This is a genomic window from Buchnera aphidicola (Aphis fabae) (assembly GCF_009069125.1).
GTDB lineage: Bacteria > Pseudomonadota > Gammaproteobacteria > Enterobacterales > Enterobacteriaceae > Buchnera > Buchnera aphidicola_BB.
In genome coordinates this window covers 78,119-102,629 of sequence record NZ_CP042427.1, presented here as the reverse complement: position 1 = coordinate 102,629, position 24,511 = coordinate 78,119, and the positions used below count along the sequence as shown (strand labels likewise).

At 22.0% G+C, this 24,511-nt stretch carries 19 protein-coding genes; 7 read left to right on the top strand and 12 right to left on the bottom strand.

Annotation, left to right across the window (positions count from 1 at the left end; genetic code table 11):
- Positions 1 to 12 precede the first annotated feature (12 nt).
- Together FQV33_RS00465 and phrB are read right to left on the bottom strand one after the other, a co-directional pair.
- Positions 13 to 756, bottom strand: coding sequence for a Nif3-like dinuclear metal center hexameric protein (locus tag FQV33_RS00465; RefSeq protein WP_158347621.1), 744 nt, complete (start codon positions 754 to 756; stop codon positions 13 to 15).
- Between the two features lie 22 nt (positions 757 to 778).
- Positions 779 to 2,203, bottom strand: a complete 1,425-nt coding sequence (phrB, locus tag FQV33_RS00460) for a deoxyribodipyrimidine photo-lyase (protein ID WP_158347619.1) — start codon at positions 2,201 to 2,203, stop codon at positions 779 to 781.
- A 275-nt stretch (positions 2,204 to 2,478) separates the two neighbouring features.
- On the opposite strand from phrB, the gene fldA reads away from it, so the two are divergent.
- Together fldA and queF are read left to right on the top strand one after the other, a co-directional pair.
- Positions 2,479 to 2,988 carry a flavodoxin FldA gene (fldA, locus tag FQV33_RS00455; protein ID WP_158347617.1) on the top strand — a complete coding sequence of 170 codons (510 nt, stop codon included), beginning with the start codon at positions 2,479 to 2,481 and terminating at the stop codon, positions 2,986 to 2,988.
- A gap of 47 nt (positions 2,989 to 3,035) precedes the next feature.
- On the top strand, positions 3,036 to 3,827 hold the full coding sequence (gene queF / locus FQV33_RS00450) for an NADPH-dependent 7-cyano-7-deazaguanine reductase QueF (protein WP_158347615.1): 792 nt from the start codon (positions 3,036 to 3,038) through the stop codon (positions 3,825 to 3,827).
- Between the two features lie 99 nt (positions 3,828 to 3,926).
- Here the strand turns inward: queF and gap are convergent, their stop codons facing one another.
- From gap to FQV33_RS00430, 4 genes are all read right to left on the bottom strand, one after another.
- Entirely contained in the window at positions 3,927 to 4,925 is a 999-nt protein-coding gene (gap, locus tag FQV33_RS00445; RefSeq protein WP_158347613.1) for a type I glyceraldehyde-3-phosphate dehydrogenase, read from the bottom strand.
- Positions 4,926 to 5,023: 98 nt separating this feature from the next.
- On the bottom strand, positions 5,024 to 6,265 hold the full coding sequence (locus FQV33_RS00440) for an FtsX-like permease family protein (RefSeq protein ID WP_158347611.1): 1,242 nt from the start codon (positions 6,263 to 6,265) through the stop codon (positions 5,024 to 5,026).
- Entirely contained in the window at positions 6,262 to 6,954 is a 693-nt protein-coding gene (gene lolD / locus FQV33_RS00435; protein WP_158347609.1) for a lipoprotein-releasing ABC transporter ATP-binding protein LolD, read from the bottom strand. Before lolD ends, FQV33_RS00440 begins: the two co-directional genes overlap by 4 nt.
- Complete coding sequence (locus FQV33_RS00430; RefSeq protein ID WP_158347607.1) at positions 6,947 to 8,146, bottom strand: ABC transporter permease; 1,200 nt, start codon at positions 8,144 to 8,146, stop codon at positions 6,947 to 6,949. The genes lolD and FQV33_RS00430 overlap by 8 nt, the downstream gene beginning before the upstream one ends.
- 729 nt (positions 8,147 to 8,875) lie before the next feature.
- Between FQV33_RS00430 and mfd the strand changes: the two genes are divergently transcribed.
- Complete coding sequence (mfd, locus tag FQV33_RS00425) at positions 8,876 to 11,296, top strand: transcription-repair coupling factor (RefSeq protein ID WP_158347605.1); 2,421 nt, start codon at positions 8,876 to 8,878, stop codon at positions 11,294 to 11,296.
- 54 nt (positions 11,297 to 11,350) lie between these two features.
- Positions 11,351 to 12,355, top strand: a complete 1,005-nt coding sequence (pgl, locus tag FQV33_RS00420) for a 6-phosphogluconolactonase (RefSeq protein WP_158347603.1) — start codon at positions 11,351 to 11,353, stop codon at positions 12,353 to 12,355.
- Positions 12,356 to 12,363: 8 nt separating this feature from the next.
- On the opposite strand, the gene bioA is transcribed toward pgl, so the two are convergent.
- Positions 12,364 to 13,650 (bottom strand): adenosylmethionine--8-amino-7-oxononanoate transaminase, encoded by a 1,287-nt coding sequence (gene bioA / locus FQV33_RS00415; RefSeq protein WP_158347601.1) that lies wholly within the window; start codon positions 13,648 to 13,650, stop codon positions 12,364 to 12,366.
- Positions 13,651 to 13,728: 78 nt separating this feature from the next.
- Here bioA and bioB point away from each other — a divergent pair, with 78 nt between their 5' ends.
- Complete coding sequence (bioB, locus tag FQV33_RS00410; protein WP_158347599.1) at positions 13,729 to 14,751, top strand: biotin synthase BioB; 1,023 nt, start codon at positions 13,729 to 13,731, stop codon at positions 14,749 to 14,751.
- 213 nt (positions 14,752 to 14,964) lie between these two features.
- Positions 14,965 to 15,669: a dethiobiotin synthase gene (bioD, locus tag FQV33_RS00405; protein WP_158347598.1), complete on the top strand. Its 705-nt coding sequence runs from the start codon at positions 14,965 to 14,967 to the stop codon at positions 15,667 to 15,669.
- A 58-nt stretch (positions 15,670 to 15,727) separates the two neighbouring features.
- On the opposite strand, the gene glyA is transcribed toward bioD, so the two are convergent.
- From glyA to rlmN, 4 genes are all read right to left on the bottom strand, one after another.
- Positions 15,728 to 16,981 carry a serine hydroxymethyltransferase gene (gene glyA, locus FQV33_RS00400; RefSeq protein ID WP_158347596.1) on the bottom strand — a complete coding sequence of 418 codons (1,254 nt, stop codon included), beginning with the start codon at positions 16,979 to 16,981 and terminating at the stop codon, positions 15,728 to 15,730.
- A gap of 53 nt (positions 16,982 to 17,034) precedes the next feature.
- The gene (hisS, locus tag FQV33_RS00395) at positions 17,035 to 18,312 is read right to left on the bottom strand and encodes a histidine--tRNA ligase (protein ID WP_158347594.1); all 1,278 of its coding nucleotides are present in this window, start codon (positions 18,310 to 18,312) and stop codon (positions 17,035 to 17,037) included.
- A 41-nt stretch (positions 18,313 to 18,353) separates the two neighbouring features.
- Positions 18,354 to 19,469 (bottom strand): flavodoxin-dependent (E)-4-hydroxy-3-methylbut-2-enyl-diphosphate synthase, encoded by a 1,116-nt coding sequence (ispG, locus tag FQV33_RS00390; protein ID WP_158347592.1) that lies wholly within the window; start codon positions 19,467 to 19,469, stop codon positions 18,354 to 18,356.
- A gap of 106 nt (positions 19,470 to 19,575) precedes the next feature.
- Positions 19,576 to 20,658, bottom strand: a complete 1,083-nt coding sequence (gene rlmN, locus FQV33_RS00385) for a 23S rRNA (adenine(2503)-C(2))-methyltransferase RlmN (RefSeq protein ID WP_158347590.1) — start codon at positions 20,656 to 20,658, stop codon at positions 19,576 to 19,578.
- Positions 20,659 to 20,822: 164 nt separating this feature from the next.
- On the opposite strand from rlmN, the gene FQV33_RS00380 reads away from it, so the two are divergent.
- Positions 20,823 to 21,593 (top strand): inositol monophosphatase family protein, encoded by a 771-nt coding sequence (locus FQV33_RS00380; protein WP_158347588.1) that lies wholly within the window; start codon positions 20,823 to 20,825, stop codon positions 21,591 to 21,593.
- A 32-nt stretch (positions 21,594 to 21,625) separates the two neighbouring features.
- Here FQV33_RS00380 and topA read toward each other — a convergent pair whose 3' ends face one another.
- A complete protein-coding gene (gene topA, locus FQV33_RS00375; RefSeq protein ID WP_158347586.1) occupies positions 21,626 to 24,190 on the bottom strand; it encodes a type I DNA topoisomerase in 2,565 nt (854 codons plus the stop codon).
- Between the last annotated feature and the right edge of the window lie 321 nt (positions 24,191 to 24,511).

Below are 24,511 nucleotides of genomic sequence, written 5' to 3'. Positions count from 1 at the left end.
ACTTTTTGATAATTATGCAGGATTATAAATATCAATAAAAATAACATCTAAATTATATGTTTTGTGAAGCCATTCACCTAAAGATTTAATTCCATCTTTTTCACTACAGTAATGTCCAAGTGCAAAAAAATGTATACCTAACTCTTTAGCAATATATATTGTTTCTTCAGAAACTTCTCCTGTTAAAAAAGCATCAATTCCAAATTTATATGCTTCTTTAATAAAATTTTGTCCTTTTCCACTACACCAGGCTATACGATTGATATAATTTGGAGCATTTTTGTAAAAGTGTATAGGTTTTTTTTTAAAAATTTTTTCTATCTTTTTTGAAAAATCAAAACCACTTATTCTAGGTTCTAAAACACCCCATAAAACATAAGGTAAAATTTCACCTTTAACAAAAATATTTAATTTTTTAGAAATTTGTATATTATTACCTAATTCTGGATGAATATCTAATGGTAGATGCCAACTATATAAATTAATATTATGAGTTAGTATAGTTTTTAATCTATTTCTTTGTACATTATGAATATACTTAGGTTCTTTATTCCATAAATATCCATGATGAACAATAATAGCATTAGCTTTATGATGTAAAGCTGCATCTAACAAATCTTGACATATACTTACCCCTGTAATAATTTTTTTAACTATTTTATCTCCTTCTATTTGTAATCCATTAGGTACTATATCGTGATTATAATTGTTAAATAATTTTTCATTAATAATTTTTTCTAAAACAAAATTTTTCATATAATTTAATCTTTTTCTTATTTTAAAATAATCGAGCTAGTTGGTATGCTGATAAAAATTTTTCTTTACTATTTTTATAATTTATAATTGGTTTTGGATAATCTATTTTACAATCATTTTTAATGATCCATTCATATGGATTATGAATATAATTATTTGGTATTATTTTTAGTTCAGGTAGATATTTTTTTATAAACACACCTGATTTATCAAAAATTTTAGATTGACGTAATGGATTGAAAATACGTATATAAGGTGTTGAATCACTACCAATTGAAGCAGACCACTGCCATCCCCCATTATTTAATGCATAATCTCCATCAATTAAATTGTACATAAAATATTTTTCACCTTCTCTCCAATCTATTAAAAGATTTTTTACTAAAAAGCTAGATGTAATCATTCTTAATCTATTATGCATCCATCCTGTTTTATTTAATTGTTTCATAGCTGCATCAATTATAGGAAAACCAGTTTGTCCATTTTTCCAAGCATTAAAATAATTTATATTATTTTCCCAATGAATTTTTTTTTCCCATTTTAGTAATGATTGAGATTTTCCAAGTATGGGAAAATTAATTAATAAATGATAATAAAACTCACGCCATATTATTTCATTTACCCAAGATGAATTAAGTATTATAGTTAATTCTGTTTTTTGATATTTTTTTAAAATCATTTGTAAACAATATCTTGCAGATATTACTCCTAAAGATAAATAAGGAGAGAGCATACTGGTATTATTTAAAGATGGAAAATTTCTTTTTAAAAAATAATCTTCCAGTTTATGACTACAAAAATATTTGAATTTATTAATAGCTTTTTTTTCGCCAATAGGAAATAAATGTGGATTAAATTTTATATTAGAATTTTTAATAAAATGTACTGGAAATATATTATAGTTATGAATATTTCTTTTTTTAGGAACAGGAAAACATATCGGAATGTTTTTTGATAAAGAATCTATTATTTTTTTTTTAAAAAAATAAAATTTTTTGTAAGATTTATTATTTTTATTTTTTATTTTACTAGGTTCAATTAAAAGACTATCATGAAAACCTTTAATAAAAACACCTTGTTTAGATAATTTTTGAGTAATTAAATTATCTCTATTTTGTTCATTTGTTTCGTATTGATAATTATAAAATAAACGATTAACTTTATTTTTTTTACAGAAATAAAATAAATACTCCGCAGAATTTAAAAAATCAGTACATTCATGATGATGCAAAATAATATTTAATTCTAGCAATTCTTTTTGTAAAAACATTAGATTTTGATAAAGAAAAGATATTTTTTTAATAGAAACATAATGTTTATTCCATTGTTCTGGAGTAAAAATAAATAAACCTATTACTTTATCTGTATTAGATAAACATGCGTTATATAAAGCTGTGTTATCATATATACGAAGATCATTACGAAACCATATTAAATTTTTATTCATGATTTTAATGTTAAAGTTTTTATATTTATAAAAATAACATATTATAGTTTTATTAAAAATTTTAGTAAATTTTAAAATATTATTTTTTAGCAAATTAAAAATAAAAAATATTTTTAAAATATTAATTTATTATAAGTGAAATAAATATAAATTATAAAAAATTTTCTAAACTAAACAAATTTAGTTTTATATACTTTAAAAGTATTTTGTTACTTTATATCTTTTAAGTAAAAATTTAATTTTTAAAAAATTTATTTTAATACATAGGCAAAAATATGGAAAAAATAGGTATTTTTTTTGGAAGTGATACTGGGAATACAGAAAAAATAGCAAAAATCATCCACCAAAAAATTGGAAAACACAACTCTTTTTTATATGATATTAGCAATACCTCTAAAAAAGATATAGAAAGCTTTAATAATTTAATATTTGGTATTCCCACTTGGTATTACGGTGAAGTTCAATGTGATTGGGATGATTTTTTGCCTATTTTAAAAAAAATAAATTTTTCAAATAAAACTATTGCGCTTTTTGGATGCGGTGATCAAGAAGATTATAGTGAATATTTTTGTGATGCATTAAGTGTAATATATAAAATTATAAAAAAAAATCAGGCAAAAATAATTGGGAAATGGCCGACTAAAGGATACAATTTTGATTCTTCTAAAGCTTTGTTAAATCAAGATCATTTTATAGGATTAATTTTAGATGAAGATCGTCAATCAGATCAAACTAAACATCGTATTAAACAATGGATAAAAAATATCATTTCGGAATTTTATTAAAAATATTATACAAATAATTTATTTATCTATCAAATAAAAGAAATACTATGAGTGTTAAAATAAAGCAGTTTAGTTTGTTAAAGGGTATACCAAGAAAAAAACATCGTAAAAACATTGAAATAAATCATATAAATCTTCCATTTTCAGGTAAAGATATTTGGACATTATATGAACTATCTTGGTTAAATTTAAATGGATTACCACAAATTGCTATTGCTAGAATAGAATTTGACATTAAAACTATAAATATTATTGAATCTAAAAGTTTAAAATTATATATAAATAGTTTTAATCAAATGAAATTTGAAACAAGCACAAATTTAATAAAAAAAATTACATATGATTTTAATAAATGTGCAATAGGAAAAGTTTTTGTAAAATTATTTAATTTAAATGAGATTGAAAATATAGGTATATCAAAATTTTTAGGTATTTGTATAGATAATAAAAATATTTCAATAAAATCATATAATTATAATAAACTATTACTTAAAAATTCTTCTAACACACAAGAAGTAGTTACTGAATCTTTATATAGTGATTTGTTTAAATCAAATTGTCCTGTAACTTATCAACCTGATTGGGCATCAATAAATATTATATATACTGGTCAAAAAATTAGTCATACTGCATTATTACAATATTTAATTTCTTTCCGAACTCATAATGAATTTCATGAAGAATGTATTGAAAGAATATTTAATGATATTCAAGATATTTGTCGTCCTAAAAAACTTAGTGTATATGCTAGATATACTCGAAGAGGAGGTATTGATATCAACCCATGGCGTAGTAATATTGCCTTTAAACCTTCTTTAGTGAGATTAGCCAGACAATAAAATTATTTATTAAATATTTTATACTTTTTTTTAATATGCAGTATTAAGTACAAACTTAATACTGCTATTTCATAAATTACAAATATAAATTTATTTTATTTATTTCGTAGAAACTAATGTAACTAAATCTAAAACTTTACTAGAATAACCAGTTTCATTATCATACCATGCAATAAGTTTTGCAAAATTTTTATTTAATGATAAACCTGCTTTTATATCAAATATTGAAGTTAATTCTTGTCCATTAAAATCTGATGATACTACCTCATCTTCTGTGTATCCTAAAATTCCCTTCATATTTTCTTTTGAAGCACGCTTAATGACTGAACATATTTCTTCATATGTTGCTGATTTTTTATAACGTACTGTTAAATCTACAACAGATACATTTGATGTAGGAACACGAAAAGCCATACCTGTTAATTTTCCATTTAAATTTGGTAAAACTTTTCCCACCGCAATAGCTGCACCAGTTGATGAAGGAATAATATTTTGTAATACTCCTCTACCTCCTCTCCAATCTTTATTTGAAGCACTATCAACAACTTTTTGAGTAGCTGTTGTAGCATGCACAGTAGTCATTAAACCTTCAATAATATTAAAATTATCGTCTATTACTTTTGATAAAGGAGCTAAACAATTAGTTGTACAAGATGCATTAGATACAATATTTTCACCTTGATATTTATCAAAATTAGCTCCTCTAACAAACATAGGAATATCATCTTTAGAAGGTCCAGTTATTACAACTTTTTTTGCTCCTGCTAAAATATGTTGATAAGCAGCTTCTCTTGTTAAAAAAAGACCTGTAGATTCAATTACTACATCAATTGATAAATCATTCCACATTAACTTTTTAGGATCTTTTATTGAAGTGATTCTAATTTTTTTTTCATTAACAATAATATTTTTATTTTTTACTTCAATATTGTTTTTAAAAACGCCATGTGTAGAGTCATACTTTAACATATAAGCTATATATTCAGGATCCATTAAGTCATTTATTGCTAAAATTTCAATATTTTTTCGTTTTTGAGCTAACCGAAACAAAACACGTCCAATACGACCAAAGCCATTTATACCTACTTTAATAGTCATAATTTCACCATTATTTTGTTAGTAAATTATCAATTAAAATTAAATTTATAAAAAAATTTTAATTAACTAAAAAATATTTTTTTGACAATGTTAAAAAACTAAAATTTTTTTAACATCTTACTCGGATCTATTTTTGAAGCATAATATGAAGGATACCAATTTGAAATAATTCCTATTATTATAGTACTAATGAAAATAATAATTGTATCTGATAAATTTAACTTTAATAACAAAAAATGATGATAATAAACATTATTTATTAATAAGCTATTACTAAAATATTTATCTAAAAAAAATATAATTTTTTTACTATTTAAAACAGTTATAATTCCAGTTATTGAACCTATCAAATTTCCTATTAACACAAAACGAAAACCATAATATAAAAAAATTAATTGAATAAGAAAATTATTAGCACCGATACTACGTAAAATAGAAATATCTTTTATTTTTTTAGAAATGGATAGTAAAGATATAGATATAACACTAAAAGAAGAAATGATTATTAGCAAGAATAATGTGATATATATTATTGTTTTAATTTTTTTAATATCATCATATACATATTTATAATCATTTATCCAAGTATATAAAAAAACAGGAATTTGAATTTTTTTAGCTACATCTAAAATAATTTTATTAGCTTCTAATGGATTTGACATATATAATTCAATAGTATTGATATTTTTTTTTATATTGAAATTATTTTTAAAAAAAGAAAAAGGAATTAGTCCAATATTAGAATTTGAAATTCCATTAGAATGAAATATAGACTTAATTTGAAAAGAAAATATTTTAATTTTTTTTAATTGAAAAGAAAACTTATCATTTAAAATTATTATATTAATCCAATCTCCTTCTTTTATTAATAAATCTTTCGATAAATCAGAAGAAATAATTATTTGATTACTCTTAAAATTATGTAACTTTGATAACTGATATATTTTTTTTTGAAAAGAAAAATATTTTTTTATATATTTTATATTTTTAAAACTTTTAATATTAAATAATCGAATATCATTATTTTTTAATAAAACTCCATTCATTAAAATATATGGTTCAGAATAATTAATTCCCGATACATAATTAATTTTTTTTATAATTTCTTCCCAATAAAAAAATGGCTGATTTATTGATTTTATAACACCGTGAGGTAACGATGATAGAATATTTTTATTAATTAATATTTTAAAACCATTTAGAGCACTAATACTGATAATCAATATAAAAACACTCACAGAAATTCCTATTCTAGATAGAATAGAAATCAAAAACATTATGTGATTTTTATTATTTTGAAAATATAATCGTTTCGCAATAAAAAAAGGTAAAAAATTCATTTAATATTTTTTTTTATATTTAGTTGACTGTCTTTTATTTCAAATAAAACATGTGCTTTTTTTGCAAGAAAAAGATCATGTGTTACAATTAAAAAAGAAGTATTTAAATTACTATTTAGTTCGAATATTAAATCAAAAATTATTCTTGCATTATAAGAATCTAAATGACCAGTAGGTTCATCTGCTATTATTAGTTTTGGTTTGTTAACAAAAGCACGGGCAATAGCTACTCGTTGTCTTTCTCCACCAGACAACTCAGATGGATATTTATTAATTTTTTTTTCTAAATTAACTTTCATTAATATTTCATATGATTTTTCTTTAGCTTCTTTAACACTTTTATTACTAATTAATAATGGCATTGCAACGTTTTCAAGTACATTAAAATCTAAAAGTAAATGATGAAATTGATAAATAAATCCTAAATTTAAATTTCTTAATTTAGCAATTTGATTGGAAGACATTAAATTTAACGGTATACCATTAAATAAAATAGTTCCAGAAGTAGGTTTTTCTAAACCACTCATTAAGTGTAAAAAAGTACTTTTTCCAGAACCTGATTTTCCAATAATCACTGCTATATTACTTCTATGAAGATCAAATGATATTTTTTTTAAAATATGAACTGTTTTCATATTATCTTGATAAGATTTAGTCAGATTAATACACTTTAGAATTATATTATTCATTAGATAAAATTGTAGAAGGTGTTGATTTAGTAATATTCCAAATTGGATATAATGTAGATAAGATAGAAATTAATATAAATATAATATTAACTAAAAAAATCTGAAAAGGAAAAATTTCTATTGAAATACTGATATTATTAAACAGAATTTTTATTAATAAATTTAAAATTTTTTTTTGGTAAATTAATATAAAACTAATTAATGTTCCCAATAAATTTCCAATTAAAGAAGTACTTAATCCTAATGTAACAAATATGAACATGATTTTTTTTCGACATAATCCTTGTGTTTGTAAAATCGCAATAATATTTTTTTTTTCTATCATATTTACTGTTAAAGTAATAACTACATTAAGTCCTGAAACTGATAAAATTGAAATAAAAAAAAGTAATATAATATATTTTTCAATTTGAACCGCTTTAAATAATTCACCTTGTTTTAATGTCCAATCTAAAAAAAGTAAATTATTTTTTTTTGTTTTAAATGTATTTATATTAAAAGATAATGGATCTTTTAACCAAATTCTCCAACCAGTAATATAATTTTTATCATAATGTAAAAATTTTAAAGCAATTTGAGTATTAATTAATATTTGATAACTATCAACTTCATTTTTTGTATAAAAAAAACCAGTTACTTTAAATATTTGTTCATTAAATTGTTTTGTTAAAAATTTTTTTTTACTATTAGGTATAACTATTAATTTAATTAAATCATTAATATTTATGTTTAATTTTTCTGCTAGTTTTTTTCCTATAATAACATTATTTTCTTTAGAATTTAGTGTGTATAAAGTATTTTTAATATTATAATTTCTAAAAGAATCATAATTTTTTGCTTTAAAAGCAATAATTTCACCTATACTTATTTTTTTTTTGTTTTTTACAAGTACTTTACTATTAATAAAACTAGATACTTTTTGAATATTTTTCAATTTTAAAATGTTTTTAGGAAACTCTGATTCATCGATATAATAATTTTTATTAGTAATAATTAAATGAGGAATAAATGATAAAAAATTTTTTTTAAATTCATTCTGAAATCCGTTAATTAAAGATATTGTAATAATAATAGATGATATACCAATACTAATCCCTATAATAGACAAAGTAGTAATAATTTTTTTGAAACTTGTTAAACGAGAGTTCCATAAGTAACGTAAACCAATAAATATATATATAGGCTTATACATTAAGAATATCTTTTATAGTTAAAATTTTTTGATAATAAAAAATAAGTGAATTAAATAGAAAATAATATTTTATCATAATTTAAGAAATATTTTTCATAACATACTAATTTTTAAAATTTAAATAATATATTTAATTAAAAAAATAAATTTAAAAACATATATTATAAATAAACTTTTAAATAATAATAATATCTATAAAATATTTGATTTATCAATTTTTTATATGTTCTTTATATGATTAATATTTTTAAGTTATAAAAAATCATATTTTATTTTTTAAAGTAATTTTAATATTATATTATTTAAAATATTTTTTCTATTAAATAGATAAATATCTTCATGTTAATATGCATAAATAAAATTTTTTATTTAAAATTCTTTTATAACAAATTATTATACTTTTTAAAAATATACAGCTTTATTTGAATTCAATTAAAAATAAATAAAAATTTTGAATAATCAAATTATTTTATATAAAAGTATTTTAAATATTAATCATATTTAATTAAAATTTTAATTTTTACAACCATTTTTGAAAATTCTTAATCAAAATTATTCAATTATTTTTTTGATAATATATTCATTAATAAATATAAATATAATTTTAAAAAGTTTAAAAATTATAAAATATACAATTCTTTTAAGAAATAAATTGTTTAATGAAATATTTTTCGATTGAATATTAATTAAAATTAAAGAATTTTCATTTTATTTAATAAATATTATATTATGAAAATAGCTTTTAAAAATATAGAAAACAAAAACTCTATTAATTATAAATATCAGAAATTACCAAGTTTTTTTCAAAAAAACGAAAATAAAAAAAACCATAATAAAATTTTTTCTTTTTTATATAATTTTCCAGGAAAAACTATTTTTTTTATAACAAAAAAAGAATGTTTAATAACAATTTTAAAAATTTTAAATTTAAAAAATATTTATCCTAAATATATACAAAATATTTATGATATTAACGATAAAGATAATTTTTTTTACATTATAGAAAATTTATATAATAGTTTTATAGATACTCAAAAAAATTTATTGTTTATTTCTACAAAAGAGACATTTAAAATTTTAGATAATAAAAATATCTTACCAATTAAAAATCAATTTTTATATCAATTAAAAATTAATGATCTTATCATACATATTCAGCATGGTATTGGGAGATATCAAGGATTAGCAACAATAAAAACTGCTAGTTGTGAATCTGAATATTTAGTTATTTTATATGCAGAAGAAAATAAGTTGTATGTTCCTATTTCATATTTATATCTTGTTTCACCATATGTTGGAAGCTTAGAAAAAAATATTATTTTACATAAATTAGGAAGTGATAAATGGGATAAAGAAAAAAATAAAATTAGTAAAAATTTATATGATCATGCTGCAATTTTATTAAATATTTATGCAAATAGATTATCCAAACAGGGTTTTTCATTTAAAAAAAATGAAAAAGACTATAATCTTTTTTGTAAAGAATTTCCATTTGAAATTACTTTAGATCAAAAAAAAGCTATAAAATCTGTACTGAATGATATGTATAAATCTATACCTATGGATAGGTTAATTTGTGGTGATGTAGGTTTTGGAAAAACAGAAGTAGCAATGCGAGCTGCTTTTATATGTATATCTAATCAAAAACAAGTTATTATTTTAGTGCCTACAACATTATTAGCAGAACAACATTTTAATAACTTTTCAAAACGATTTCATAATTGGTCGATAAATATAGATATATTATCTAGATTTAGAAGGGAAAAAGATAAAGAAAAAATTTTAAAAGATATTAAAACTGGTAATATTCACATATTAATAGGTACTCATAAAATTTTATTTGAAAAAATTGAATGGCATAATCTTGGTTTATTAATTATTGATGAAGAACATCGATTTGGTGTTGCCCATAAAGAGATAATTAAAAAAATATATTCGCATATTGACATATTAACTTTAACAGCAACACCAATTCCTCGAACATTAAATATGGCAATGAATGGTATAAAAAACTTATCTATTATATCAAATCCACCAGAAGAAAGAAAAACAATAAAAACTTTTATAGAAGAATATAATCCTATTTTAGTAAAAAAAGCAATTTTTCGAGAAATTTCTCGAGGTGGTCAAGTATATTATATATATAATAAAATTCAAGGAATTAACAATATAGCTGTAAAATTATTAAATTTAGTTCCTGGTGCTAAAATTAAAGTTGGTCATGGTAAAATGAATCATGTTGAACTAAAAAAAATAATGAATGAATTTTATCAAAATTATTTCAATATATTAGTTTGTACAACTATTGTAGAAAGTGGAATTGATATACCTAAAGCAAATACTATTATTATTGAAAATGCAGATCATTTTGGTTTATCTCAATTACATCAACTCAGAGGTAGAATTGGACGATCTAATAATCAAGGATACGCTTTTTTTCTTGTTAATAACTTAAAAAAAATTACACTAGATGCAAAAAAAAGACTAGAAGCAATTGCTAAAACAAATAATTTTGGAGGTGGATTTAATTTATCTAATAGAGATTTAGAAATTAGAGGTATAGGTGAATTGTTGGGAAAAGAACAAAGTGGTCATATAGATGGTATAGGAATTAATTTATATATGAAATTATTAAATAAAACGATCAAACTTTATAAGAATGGAGAGAAAAAAATATTATTAGAAGATCTAGTAAAAAAATCAGATATTGAACTACATGTACCTTCGTTATTACCAAAAAATTATATCTATGATGTAAATCAACGATTATTTTTTTATGAAAAAATTGAAAATGCTAATAGTGAACAAGAAATTGAAAAAATATGTATTGAACTTTTAAATCAATTTGGAAAATTACCAATATTTTCTCAAAATTTAATTTTAATTGCTAAAATTAAATTATTAACAAAAAAAATTGGTATTTCTCATATTAAATCTAATAAAAATATAGGAATTATAAAATTTAATAAAATTAATTCAATTAATATGCAATACTTACTTTCTATTTTTGAAAAAGAACCTGATCTTTGGAAAATAATTAATTCCACAAAATTAAAATTTATTCATAATTTTAAAGATGATTCTTCACGTTTAAATTGGATTTTAAATTTATTAAAAAATTTAAAAAAAACATCAAATAATAAAGATTAATTATAAAAAGATATTATTTTACCGAATATTTTAACATTGAATAAAAGGAACTATATGAAACAAATTATTTATATCTCTAATTCGGAAAGTCAAAATATAGAAGTTTGGAATTTATGTCAAAATGGAAATATGAAATTAATTCAAAAAGTTAATACTCATGGTCAGGTACAACCAATAAATTTTATTAAAGATAAAAATATATTATATGCAGGTGTTCGTCCGGAAAATCGTATAGTTACATATACTATAAAAAAAGATGGTACTTTAGAAAAAAAATGTGAAAGCTATATTCCAGGAAGTCCTAATTATATTTCTTTTAATTCTAATAAAAAATTTTTATTTTGTAGTTCATACCATACTAATTCACTAAGTGTAATACCGTTGAATGAAGATGGTATTCCTAAAGAACCAATCCAAATTATTTATGATATTAAAGGTTGTCATGCAGCATTATTTAATATTAAATATAATATATTGTTTGTAACTTCTTTAAAAGAAGACTACATCTATTTATATCACTTGACAAAACATGGTATATTAAAAAATACAGAACAAAAATTTATTCAAACTAAATTTAATTCAGGACCACGTCATATTACATTTCATCCTAATGAAGATTTTGTTTATACTATAAATGAATTAAATGGTACTATAGACGTTTGGGAAATATATATACAAAAAAATACACCGAAAGTAAAAAACATACAAAATATTTCAATAGTAGAAAATCATACTGTTTCTAATAAATATTGGTCTTCTGATATTCATTTAACATCATGCGGTAATTTTTTATATGTTTCTGATAGAATATTAAATAGTATTTCACTTTTTTATATAAATCAAAATAATGGTAAACTATCTTTTATAAAAATTTATACTACAGAAATACAGCCTCGAACATTTTGTATTGATTTTAATAATAAATATATAATAGTTGCAGGTCAAAAATCTAATAAATTTACTGTCTATAGTATTAATGAAAAAACAGGGTATTTAAAGAAGTTAAATACATATTCTACAGGAAAAGAACCATTATGGACGCTTGTTTATACAATTTAAAAATTTTTTTAAATAAATAAAGTATTTTCATTTAAAGATTGTTGAATAACATTAACAAGTTTTTTTAAATTATTTATACTAATGATATAAGGCGGTACAATATAAATTAATTTTTTAAAAGGTCTTATCCACACACCATGTTTTACAAAAAACTTTTGTATTAATTCTAAATTAATTTGTTGTTTACATTCAACTACACCTATGGCACCTAAAACTCGAACATCAAAAACTCTTGGGTGATCAATTAAAGGTAATAAACTTTTGCATAGCTCTTTTTCAATATTAATAACTTGTGTTTTCCATTCTTTTTTTTCTAATATTTTTATATTAGCATAAGCTACAGAACATGCTAATGGGTTTCCCATATACGTTGGTCCATGCATAAAACAACGAATATTACTGTTACTAATAGTATTGGCAATATCTCGTGAAGTTAAAGTTGCAGCTAATGTTATTGTACCACCAGTCATTGCTTTTCCTAAACATAATATATCCGGAACAACATTAGCATGTTGAAAAGCAAAAAATTTTCCAGTTCTACCAAATCCTGTAGCAATTTCATCAAAAACTAAAGGAATCGAATAACATTTACATAATTCTTCAACTTTCTTCAAAAATGTAGGATGATAAAACTTCATACCTCCGATACCTTGTACTATTGGTTCTAATATTACACCGGCTATGTTTAATTGATTTTTTTCTATTATTTTTTGAAATGATATAATATCATGATCATTCCATTCTTCATGAAAATTAGAACTAGGAGCATTTGCAAATAAATTTTCTGGTAAAAATTGATTATATATTTTATGTATAGAATTTTCAGGATCAGAAATAGACATCGCGCCAAAAGTATCACCATGATAAGAATTACGAATAGTTAATATTTTTGTTCTATTTTGTCCTAAAGATTCCCAATATTGTATTAACATTTTAATTGCTACTTCAATAGATATTGACCCAGAATCTGAAAGAAAAACACAATCTAATTTTTTTGGAGTTAATTTGATTAATTTTCTGCAAAGTAGAATAGCTGAAGGATGTGTTATTCCTCCAAACATAACATGAGATATTTTTTTAATTTGTTTTTTTAAAGATTTATTTAGTATAGGATGATTATATCCGTGTATAGTAGACCACCATGAAGACATTCCATCTATTATATTTTTTCCGTTTTTTAATTTTAAATATACTCCTTTAGCTGATATAACAGAATAACAAGGAAGTGGATTTATCATAGAAGAATATGGATGCCAAATATGTTTATAATCGAATAATATATCAGATTGACTCATTATGATTTATATATAAAAATATTGAATATCTTATTATAAGCATTTAATTAAATAAAATCATATTTTTTTGGAGATTATATGAAACAAAAATGGACTCTAAAAGATACAAAATTATTGTTTAATAAGCCTTTTTTTGATCTTATTTTTGAAGCTCAAAAAAAACATCGTGAAAATTTTAATCCAAATGAAATACAAATTAGTACATTATTATCTATTAAAACTGGCGCATGTCCAGAAGATTGTAAATATTGTCCACAAAGTGCTAGATATAAAACAGGATTAAAAAAAGAACCATTATTAGAATTAAAACAAATTTTAAAATCTGCAAAACATGCTAAAGCTTCAGGTTCTACTCGTTTTTGTATGGGTGCCGCATGGAAAAATCCTCACGAAAAAGATATTCCATATTTAGAGAAAATTATTAAAGAAGTAAAAAAAATAGGTATGGAAACTTGTATGACTTTAGGAACTATTAATAATGCTCAAGCAGAAAAATTATCAAATGCAGGTTTAGATTATTATAATCATAATTTAGATACATCTGCTGATTTTTATAAAAAAATTATTACTACAAGAACATATGAAGAACGTTTAAAAACTTTAAAAGTAGTTCGTGATTCTGGAATGAAAATTTGCTCTGGAGGAATTATTGGTCTTGGAGAAAAAATACAAGATCGAATGGAATTACTAATGCAATTATCTAATCTTTCTATACAACCTGAAAGCGTTCCAATAAATATGTTAGTTAAAATACCAGGAACTCCGATGGAAAATAATTTAGATGTAGAACCATTTGATTTTATTAGAGTTATAGCAGCTACTCGTATAATGCTTCCAAAATCTTATATTCGGTTATCAGCCGGTAGACAAGAAATGAATGATCAAACACAAGCTATGTGTTTTATGGCTGGAGCAAATTCTATTTTTTATGGATGTAAATTATTAACTTCAAATAACCCAAAAGAAGAACATGATTTAAAACTTTTTAAAAAGTTAAATTTACTTCCTGAGTATAAAAAACAACATGCAATAAAAGAAAATAATTTTAATTTAACTGCTTCCAAGTTAAATAAAAAAAAATATTATAATGCTGCAATTTAAATATAAAAAAATTTTTCTAATATTTTTTGATATTTTAAACAAAAATAATTATCAATTAAGTAACCAACCATTATATTCTTGTATTGATTCAATTATCAAGTACATAGAATAAACTGGTTTGAGTTACCCTACTTTAAATTTAAAAAATTTATATATTTTAAAAATTAATTGTTTTATATAAATATATAATTTCTTAATCAAAAAAAAATAATTATGACAAAAAAATTTTTTATTACTGGTACTGATACAAATATAGGAAAAACTACTATAAGTGGTATTTTATTAAAAAAAGCGAGTAATTATGGTTATAAAACAGCAGGTTATAAACCAATATCTTCTGGGGTAAAAAAATATAAAAATATAGCGTCTAATATTATACAAAATAAATATCAATTTATTAATGAAGATGCTTATATTTTACAAAAAAACAGTTCTGTTTTTTTAACTTATAAAGAAATTAATCCAATTTCATTTATTGAAAACGCTCCACCGAATATATTAAATCTTATAAATAAAAAAAAAATAGAAAAAAAAAATTTATCTTTAGGTTTAAAAAAAATTGCTATAAAATCTAATTGGATTTTAATCGAAGGTGCTGGTGGATGGCATACACCTATATCAAATAAATATACTTTTTCAGATTGGGTAAAAGAAGAAAAATTAAAAGTTATTTTAATTATAGGAATAAAATTAGGATGTATTAATCATGCTATTTTAACTGAAAAATCTATTCTTTCAGATAATTTAATATGTTCAGGATGGATTGCTAATAATATTTTTCCAAGTAATAAGTACACTTCATATTATATCCAAACTTTGTTAGATTATATTAAATCGCCGTTATTAGGAATAGTGCCTTATTTAAAAAATACAAATGAAATAAAAATTAATAAAATTAAAATTAAATTACCTGAATAAAATATATTTCTAGCAAAATTAATATTATCTTTAACAAAGATGGATATATTGATAAAATTTAAATATAAACAGGATATTTAGCACAAAGTTCTAACACTTTATTTTTTATTTTGAAAATGTTTTTTGTGTTTTGAATATCATTCAAAATACTTATAATCCACAATGCAACTTGCGACACTTCTAGTTCTTTAAAACCTCTTCTTGTAACTGCAGGTGTTCCAATACGTATTCCTGAAGTAATAAAAGGACTTCTGATATCATTAGGAATTGTATTTTTATTTACAGTAATATTAGCTTTTCCTAAAGCAATATCGGCATCTTTACCTGTAATTTTTTTATTTGTTAAATTTATTAAAAATAAATGATTAAAAGTATTTCCTGAAACAATTTCATATTTTTCTTTTAAAAATATTTGAACCATAGTTTTAGCATTTATTAATATTTGTTTTTGATATTCTTTAAAATTTGGTTCTAATGCTTCTTTAAAAGCAATTGCTTTTCCTGCAATTACATGCATAAGTGGTCCACCTTGTCCACCCGGAAAAACAGATAAATCTAATTTATTATACAATGTATTGTTTCCATGTTTAGCAAGAATAATTCCTCCTCGAGGTCCTGCTAATGTTTTATGTGTAGTACTAGTTACAACATGAGCATAATCTATTGGATTTGGATAAAGTTGTGTAGCAACTAATCCAGCAACATGAGATATATCAACAACTAAATAAGCATTGATTTCATCTGCAATATTACGCATTTTAGACCAATCGCAAATACCAGAATATGCAGAAAATCCACCAATTATCATTTTAGGTCGATATTTTTTTGCTAGTTGATATATTTCTTTGTAATTAATATCTCCGTTTTGATCTACTCCGTATGTAATGGCTTTATATAATTTACCTGAAAAATTCACAGAAGCACCATGTGTTAGATGACCTCCATGAGATAATTTAAGTCCTAAAATCATATCTCCAGGTGTTAAAAGTGCTGTATAAACTGAAAAATTAGCTTGAGATCCTGAATGAGGTTGAACATTTGCATAATCAGCATTAAATAATTTCTTTGCACGATCAATTGCTAATTGTTCTATAACATCTACATGTTCACAACCACCATAATATCGTTTTCCTGGATAACCCTCTGCATATTTATTAGTTAATTGAGAACCTTGAGCATACATCACATAAGTACTAGCATAATTTTCTGATGCAATTAACTCTATGTGATTTTCTTGTCTTTTTTTTTCTTTACACATAGATATCCACAATTCTGGATCATATTTTTTAAATTCTATCTGTTTATTAAACATTTTTTTCCTAAAATAAAAATAAATTTTTAAAATAATTAATTATCTTCAAAAAGTCATTTTTTAAATATATTATTAATTTTCAGCATTAATTCACTTTTAAAAAGATAAAATTCTTTTTTTGTTTCTAATTCTTTTATTAAATAACATTTTTTTTTAATTTCATTTGTACCTATTAAAATAGCAATCCGAGACAATGACTCCACAGCATGTTTAATTTTTTTTGAAAGACTTAAATTTGAAAAATTTACAAATATTTTTAGTTCAGGATAAATATCTCTTATTTCTTCTGATAAATGCATGGCGTGAACTTTATTTTCTTCTCCTATAAAAATAATATAAATATTTATTTTTTCTGTTTTTATAGAAAAAATATTTAATGATTTTATTAATAAAATTAAACGCTCAATTCCTATAGCAAATCCTATTGCTGAAGTTTTTACTCCTCCTAGTTCTTGGATCAAGGAATTATATCTACCTCCAGCACAAATAGTATTTTGCGCTCCTATTTGATCAGTTTTCCATTCAAATACAGTATCATTATAATAATCTAATCCTCGTATTAAGTTAGGATTATATTTATATTTAATACCATATAAATTAATCATATAACATAAATTATTAAATTGATTTAATGATTTTGTATTAATATAATTATTTAATAATGGAGCTTTTGTTAATATGTGTTGTATATCTAAATTTTTAGAGTCTAAAATCCGAAATGGATGAGAATATAAACGTTGTTTAGATTCTTTATCTAAAAAAGATTTATGTTTTTCAAGAAATAAAACTAGTTCTTTTTGATATTTAATACGATCTATTTGAGAACCAATTGAATTTATTTCTAAAATCATATTCAAATTAATACCAAGAATTTTCCATAAACGATTTGTTAATAAGATTACTTCTAAGTCAATATCGATTGAACTTACTCCAAAAACTTCTGCACCTAGTTGATAGAATTGACGATGTCGTCCCTTTTGAGGTCGTTCATATCTAAACATAGGTCCTAAATACCAAAATTTTAATTTTTTTTTATATAATAAATTATTTTGTATTATAGCTCGCACGCAGCCTACAGTTCCTTCAGGCCGTAAAGTTAAACTATTTCCTTTTTTATCATTAAATGAATACATTTCTTTTTCTATAATATCTGTAACATTACCAATAGCTCTTTGAAAAATTTCTGTTTTTTCTAATATAGGAAGTCTGATTTCTTCATAAGCATAACTATTTAATACCTGTTTAAAAATTTTTTCTAATTTATTCCAAATATCCAAATCCTCAGAAAAATAATCATTCATTCCTCTAATTGAATTAGTTTTTTTATTCACTATGATCTCTTATTTTGAATATATTTATAAATCGTTAATAATTAGATATCATTTTCATTTATAGTCCGAAATTTTTTTAATTCATTTGATTTTTTACGAATATGCATTTCTAATTCTTGCACTATATTTTTATTATTTAATTTATTTTTTTGACGTATACCATCTTTATATAATCCACTTGTTTTATATCCTCCTGTTATTCCTAAAGTAGACATTTTAGCTTCTCCTATACCATTTACAACACATCCAATAATAGACACATCCATAGAAGTTTCAATATCTTCTAACTTTTTTTCTAATTCTTCCACTACTTTAATAACATCAAATTCTTGTCGTGAACAAGTAGGACATGCGATAAAATTAATTCCTCGGAATCTAATACCTAAAACTTTTAAAATATCATAACCTACCTTTACTTCTTCAACAGGATGAGCTGCTAAAGAAATTCTTAAAGTATCGCCAATACCGTCTGACAATAACGAAGCGATTCCAATGGATGATTTAACTGTTCCATTACGTAAACTTCCTGATTCTGTTATTCCAATATGTATGGGTTGTGTAATTTTTTTTGCTAATATTTTATTAGCTTGAACCGCAGAAAAAACATCAGATGCTTTGACACTAACTTTAAATTGATTAAAATTTAAACTATCTAAATATTCTACATTTCTTATAGCAGATTCCACTAAAGCTTCTGGAATAGGAGATTTATATTTTTTTAGTATATCATGTTCTAATGAGCCAGAATTTATACCTATTCTAATTGGAATATTATTATATTTAGCGCAACTAACTATTTCATTCACTTTTCTTTTTTTTCCAATATTCCCAGGATTAATTCTTAAACAATCAGCACCATATTCTATAGATTTTATAGCTAATCTATAATCAAAATGTATATCGGCTATTAGTGGAATTTTTACTCTTTTTTTAATTATTTTAAATGCTTCTGCTGCTTCTGTTGTAGGAATAGAAATTCTTACAATATCAACTCCAACTTTTTTTAATTGATTAATTTGATTAATTGTATTTACAATATCTGTTGTTTTTGTATTAGTCATAGACTGTACAGAAATAGGTGCATTATTTCCAATAGGTACATTGCCTACATAAATACGATCAGATTTTCTTCTATTAATAGTTTTATATTTATTCATTTTATTATATATGTTTTGTTAAGATTAGAAGAAATATCTAATTTTAGATTTTTAATTATATTCAATATTAAAGTAAACTAAACTAATATATAATATTGTTTGAAATTTATAAATGTTTTTTAATACGATTAATTATATTTCCTGTTAATTGACCACAAGCAGCATTAATATCTTTTCCTCTATTTTTTCGAATTGTTGTACTAAATCCTTTTTTTCTTAAAATATTTGCAAAAATATTAATTCTATTTATAGTACTAGATATAAAATTTGAATTTTTAAAAGAGTTCCAAGGAATAAGATTTATTTTACTAGGTATTTTTTTTAAAATATAAGCTAATTCTTCAGCATTTTTAATAGAATCATTAATGTTTTGAAGCATTACATACTCTATAGTAACTCCGTTTCGATTTGCATTAGAATTTTTTAAGTATCGAGATACTGATCTTAAAAGAGCTTCAATATTATATTTTTTATTAATCGGCATAATAAGACTTCTAATGTCATTATTTGAAGCATGTAAAGAAATGGCTAAATTAATATCAATTTTTTGACTTAACTTATCTATTGCAGGTATAATTCCTGAAGTGGATAAAGTAATTCGACGTTTAGATATTCCAAAACCATTTTTATCTAAAATAATTTTTAATGCTGTAACAACATTATTTAAATTTAATAATGGTTCACCCATTCCCATAAATACTATATTAGTTAATTTTTTATCTTTTAATTTTTTTTTAGCTTGTAAAATTTGAGAAATAATTTCAGATGCTGTTAAATTTCTATTAAATCCTTGTTTACCTGTAGCGCAAAAATCACATTTTAAAGCACAACCAATTTGTGATGAAATACACAGAGTAGAACGTTTTTTTTCTGGTATATAAACTGTTTCTATTTTCTGATTATTTAAAGATGTGATCCATTTTATTGTACCATCAGAAGATATTTTTTCTTCTGAAAAATTTGATATGCTTATACAAGAAATATGATGTAATTTTCTTCTAATATTTTTACTAATATTTAACATTTTATTAAAATCATAACAATTATGATTATAAATCCATTTCATAATTTGATTGGAAGTAAAATTTTTTGCTCCAATAGATATTAGCAATGATTGAATTTTTTTAGGACTTAAATTTAATAAATTTATTTTAGAATGAAAAACATTTGAATTGATATTTGTATCCATTTAAGAGACCTTAATTAAAAATACATTTAATTAATATTTAATTTTAAAAGATAAATTAATTTAAAAGATTAAAAATATTAAATATATTTAAATTATGATATTATTATTTTGATATAAAATATATTTTTTAAATAAATAAATTATTTTTAAACTAGGAGAATTTAATGCATCCCATGTTAAATATTGCAATTCGTGCAATTCGAAAAGGAGGGAATATTATTGTACAAAATTACGATACTCAAAAATTTATTAAAGAAGATTTTGAAAAAAAACAACATTTTATTAAAAAAGTTATGTATAAAACATATCAAGTAATGAGTGAAATTATTTATAAATATTATCCAAGTCATATTATTATTAAAAAAAATACTAATTATATAGTAAATGAAAAAAAAATATTATGGATTTTAAATGAATTAGATGGTAAAAAAAATTTTATTAAAAATTTTCCACATTTTTGTATATCAATAGCTGTGATAATAAAAAAAAACACAGAAATATCAGTAATATATGATCCTATAAAAAATGATTTATTTACTTCTGTAAGAGGCCAAGGATCACAATTAAATGGGTATCGTACTCGATGTAATAATATGAACACTTTAAGTGATATGATAATATCAACAAATTTACCATGTCAAGAAACACAGTCTCAATCTTATTTTGAGATATATAAAAAGTTAACTCTATCTGGTATTTCATTTAGATATACTGGATCTACTTTACTTGATTTAGCATATGTATCTTCTGGAAAAATAGATTGTTTAATTCTTAATTATAATTTATTAAACGCTACCAATTTTATTGCCGGGCAATTACAAGCAAGAGAATCTGGATGCTTAACAAGTAATTTTCAAGAAAAAAGTATTAATTTTTTTTTAAACTTAACTAGTAGTCCTAAATTTATTAAATTAATTACTGAAAAAATACGTTAATATTGTGTATTTAAGATAGAATTGATTAGTTATTATTTGTTAGAAATCAACCATTTATTTTTAATAAAAAATGCTGACCAGCCTGTAAATTTACCTTCTTTTTTTGAAGCAACATATTGTTTTTTATTTAATTTATCAAAGCAAATTATAGCTTTATTTCCTTTTTCATCTATTTTCGGAGCATCAGCTAAATAATGTAATTTTTTAGGTAATAAATGTTTAAACTGAGCTAATTCTTCTACAAAAGGAGATCTTGTTTCTCGTGATTTAGGAAAAGTATGAGCAGCAAAAAACACACCAGATATTCCTTCTCTTAAAACAAACCATGCATTAGATTTAGAACATAATATATCCGGAAATGGAATAGGTTCTAATTTAGGTTGTGATATTTCACCATTAGGAAGAATTTTTCTTGTGTTTTTACATTCTTTATTTACACACATAAAAAATTTACCAAATTTTCCTATTTTTAACAACATATTATTTTCACATTTTTCACAACATAAAGTTTTAGATAAATTAAAAGAACTTTTAAACTTACCTTGTTCTATATAATAAATTGTACATATAGGACTATTACTACAAATATAAATTTTTAAATTTTCATTAATTAAATAATCATCCATTACTGAATTACATTTTTCACATTTTCTTTTTAATTCATTTTTAGTGATATTATTTTTTTTTGTTAAATTAAAATCATTTAATGCAATTAAATTTATAGTATATTTGCAACGTTCTGTAGATTTTAAATTATATCCTGAACAACTTAAAAACACACCTGTAATAGCAGTTTTAATTCCCATTTTTTTATTACAATTAGCACAATTAATATCTGTTAGAATAGTTATATTATTTGCCATTCCACCATTTTCTAGAGGTTTTTTTGCTTGTTCAAATTGTTTTAAAAAATTTTTAAAAAACATGTCAAGTACGTTTTTCCAAGAAATTTTATTATCAGAAATTTGATCAAGTTTTTTTTCCATACGAGCAGTAAAATTATAGTCAACTAAATCAGTAAAACATTTTTTTAATTGAGCAATAAGAATTGCACCTATTTTTGTAGCATAAAATTTATTTTTTTCAACTTTTAAATACCCTTTATCTTTTATTTTTGTTATTATATTTGCGTAAGTAGAAGGTCTTCCAATGCCTTTTTTTTCTAATTCTCGAACTAATGATGCTTCATTAAATCTAGGGGATGGTTTAGTAAACATCTGAGTTGGTAAGAATTTTTCTATAACTAATGCATTACCTATCTTAAATTCAGAGAATTGATATTTAGTTAACTTTTGTTTTTTTAATACTTTTGTCCAACCTTCAAAAAGTATTATATTTCCAGATGTTTGTAATTTAAATTTATCTAATATTACTTTTATTATAATAGATTTATATTTTTCTGGTTTCATTTGGCAAGCTATAAATTGATTCCAAATTAATTTATATAATTTAATAGCATCAGGATTCATTTTATTTTGATTAATATCAGTTATTTCTATATTTGTAGGACGTATTGCTTCATGTGCTTCTTGAGAATTTTGTTTATTTAAATATATATTAGATGTTTTAGGTAAAAAATTAATACCATAGTAATTTTTTATATAATTTCTTACTTTTTTAATTGCGTAATCACTTAAGAAACAAGAATCAGTTCTCATATAAGTTATATATCCTTCTTCATATAACTTTTGTGCTAAAAACATAGTTTTTTTTACGCTAAATCCTAAATGAAGACTAGATGCTTGTTGTAAAGTAGATGTAATAAAAGGAGCAGGAGGTTTTCTATATAAAATTTTATCTTTTATATCAGTAATAAAAAAAGATTGATTTTTAAGTTTTTCAATTATTAAATTAACTTCTTTTTCATTATTTAAAATAAGTATTTTATTTTTATAATGTGTAACTTCCATAATAATGTTTTTTTTTTCAAATAAATTAAAACTAATATTTAATTTCCAATATTCTTTTGATATAAAGTTTTTTATTTCATCTTCTCGTTCTACAACAATTCTCACAGCTACTGATTGAACTCGACCTGCGGATAAACCTCTACAAATTTTTTTCCATAATAAAGGAGAAATCATATACCCTACAATTCGATCCATAAATCTACGAGCTTGCTGTGCATAAACTCGGTTCATATTAATTTGACCCGTATTTTGAAAAGCTTTTTCAATTGAATGTTGGGTTATTTCATTAAACACTACACGAATAAATTTAGAGGAATCACCTCCAATTACTTCTTTTAAATGCCAAGCTATTGCTTCTCCTTCTCGATCTAAATCTGTAGCAAGATATATACGATCAACTTTATTAGCAATATTTTTTAATTCATTAATAATTTTCTCTTTACCAGGTAAAATGTGATATTCAACATTCCAATTTTTATATGGATCAATTCCCATTTGTTGAATTAAAAGTTTTTTTTCATGATGTTCTAAAAAAGAACTTTTAGTTTTTTTTCTTTTTTTAGATTGATTATTTAACAAGTCTCGAACATGACCAATACTAGATTTAACTATATATTTATCACCTAAATATTGATTTATGGTTTTTGCTTTCACTGGTGATTCAACTATAACTAAAGATTTACACATGATTTTAATCCAATAAATATTGTATAAATATTAAAAATTATATTTTATAATTTATTTAAAATATTGAAAATATAAAAAACAACAATATAAATTTTATTTTAAATAATTGAAAGTAATAAATACTTATTTAATTTTTAAAGTTAAAAGAACTAATTTATCTATAATAATTTTAATTTTATTTGAATCGATATTAAATTATTTTAAACAATATATGTAAATAATTAATAAATTATTTATTTTTTAAAATATATTTAAAATAATTTAATTCAAAAAAGTTATAAATGTTTATTTTTTTAGGATTGTTTTTGTATAAAACTGTAA

Excerpts from the sequence above, each read along its gene's own strand:
- FQV33_RS00465 (WP_158347621.1), bottom strand. The coding sequence starts at position 756 with ATGAAAAATTTTGTTTTAGAAAAAATTATTAATGAAAAATTATTTAAC.
- phrB (WP_158347619.1), bottom strand. The coding sequence starts at position 2,203 with ATGAATAAAAATTTAATATGGTTTCGTAATGATCTTCGTATATATGAT.
- fldA (WP_158347617.1), top strand. The coding sequence starts at position 2,479 with ATGGAAAAAATAGGTATTTTTTTTGGAAGTGATACTGGGAATACAGAA.
- queF (WP_158347615.1), top strand. The coding sequence starts at position 3,036 with ATGAGTGTTAAAATAAAGCAGTTTAGTTTGTTAAAGGGTATACCAAGA.
- gap (WP_158347613.1), bottom strand. The coding sequence starts at position 4,925 with ATGACTATTAAAGTAGGTATAAATGGCTTTGGTCGTATTGGACGTGTT.
- FQV33_RS00440 (WP_158347611.1), bottom strand. The coding sequence starts at position 6,265 with ATGAATTTTTTACCTTTTTTTATTGCGAAACGATTATATTTTCAAAAT.
- lolD (WP_158347609.1), bottom strand. The coding sequence starts at position 6,954 with ATGAATAATATAATTCTAAAGTGTATTAATCTGACTAAATCTTATCAA.
- FQV33_RS00430 (WP_158347607.1), bottom strand. The coding sequence starts at position 8,146 with ATGTATAAGCCTATATATATATTTATTGGTTTACGTTACTTATGGAAC.
- mfd (WP_158347605.1), top strand. The coding sequence starts at position 8,876 with ATGAAAATAGCTTTTAAAAATATAGAAAACAAAAACTCTATTAATTAT.
- pgl (WP_158347603.1), top strand. The coding sequence starts at position 11,351 with ATGAAACAAATTATTTATATCTCTAATTCGGAAAGTCAAAATATAGAA.
- bioA (WP_158347601.1), bottom strand. The coding sequence starts at position 13,650 with ATGAGTCAATCTGATATATTATTCGATTATAAACATATTTGGCATCCA.
- bioB (WP_158347599.1), top strand. The coding sequence starts at position 13,729 with ATGAAACAAAAATGGACTCTAAAAGATACAAAATTATTGTTTAATAAG.
- bioD (WP_158347598.1), top strand. The coding sequence starts at position 14,965 with ATGACAAAAAAATTTTTTATTACTGGTACTGATACAAATATAGGAAAA.
- glyA (WP_158347596.1), bottom strand. The coding sequence starts at position 16,981 with ATGTTTAATAAACAGATAGAATTTAAAAAATATGATCCAGAATTGTGG.
- ispG (WP_158347592.1), bottom strand. The coding sequence starts at position 19,469 with ATGAATAAATATAAAACTATTAATAGAAGAAAATCTGATCGTATTTAT.
- rlmN (WP_158347590.1), bottom strand. The coding sequence starts at position 20,658 with ATGGATACAAATATCAATTCAAATGTTTTTCATTCTAAAATAAATTTA.
- FQV33_RS00380 (WP_158347588.1), top strand. The coding sequence starts at position 20,823 with ATGCATCCCATGTTAAATATTGCAATTCGTGCAATTCGAAAAGGAGGG.
- topA (WP_158347586.1), bottom strand. The coding sequence starts at position 24,190 with ATGTGTAAATCTTTAGTTATAGTTGAATCACCAGTGAAAGCAAAAACC.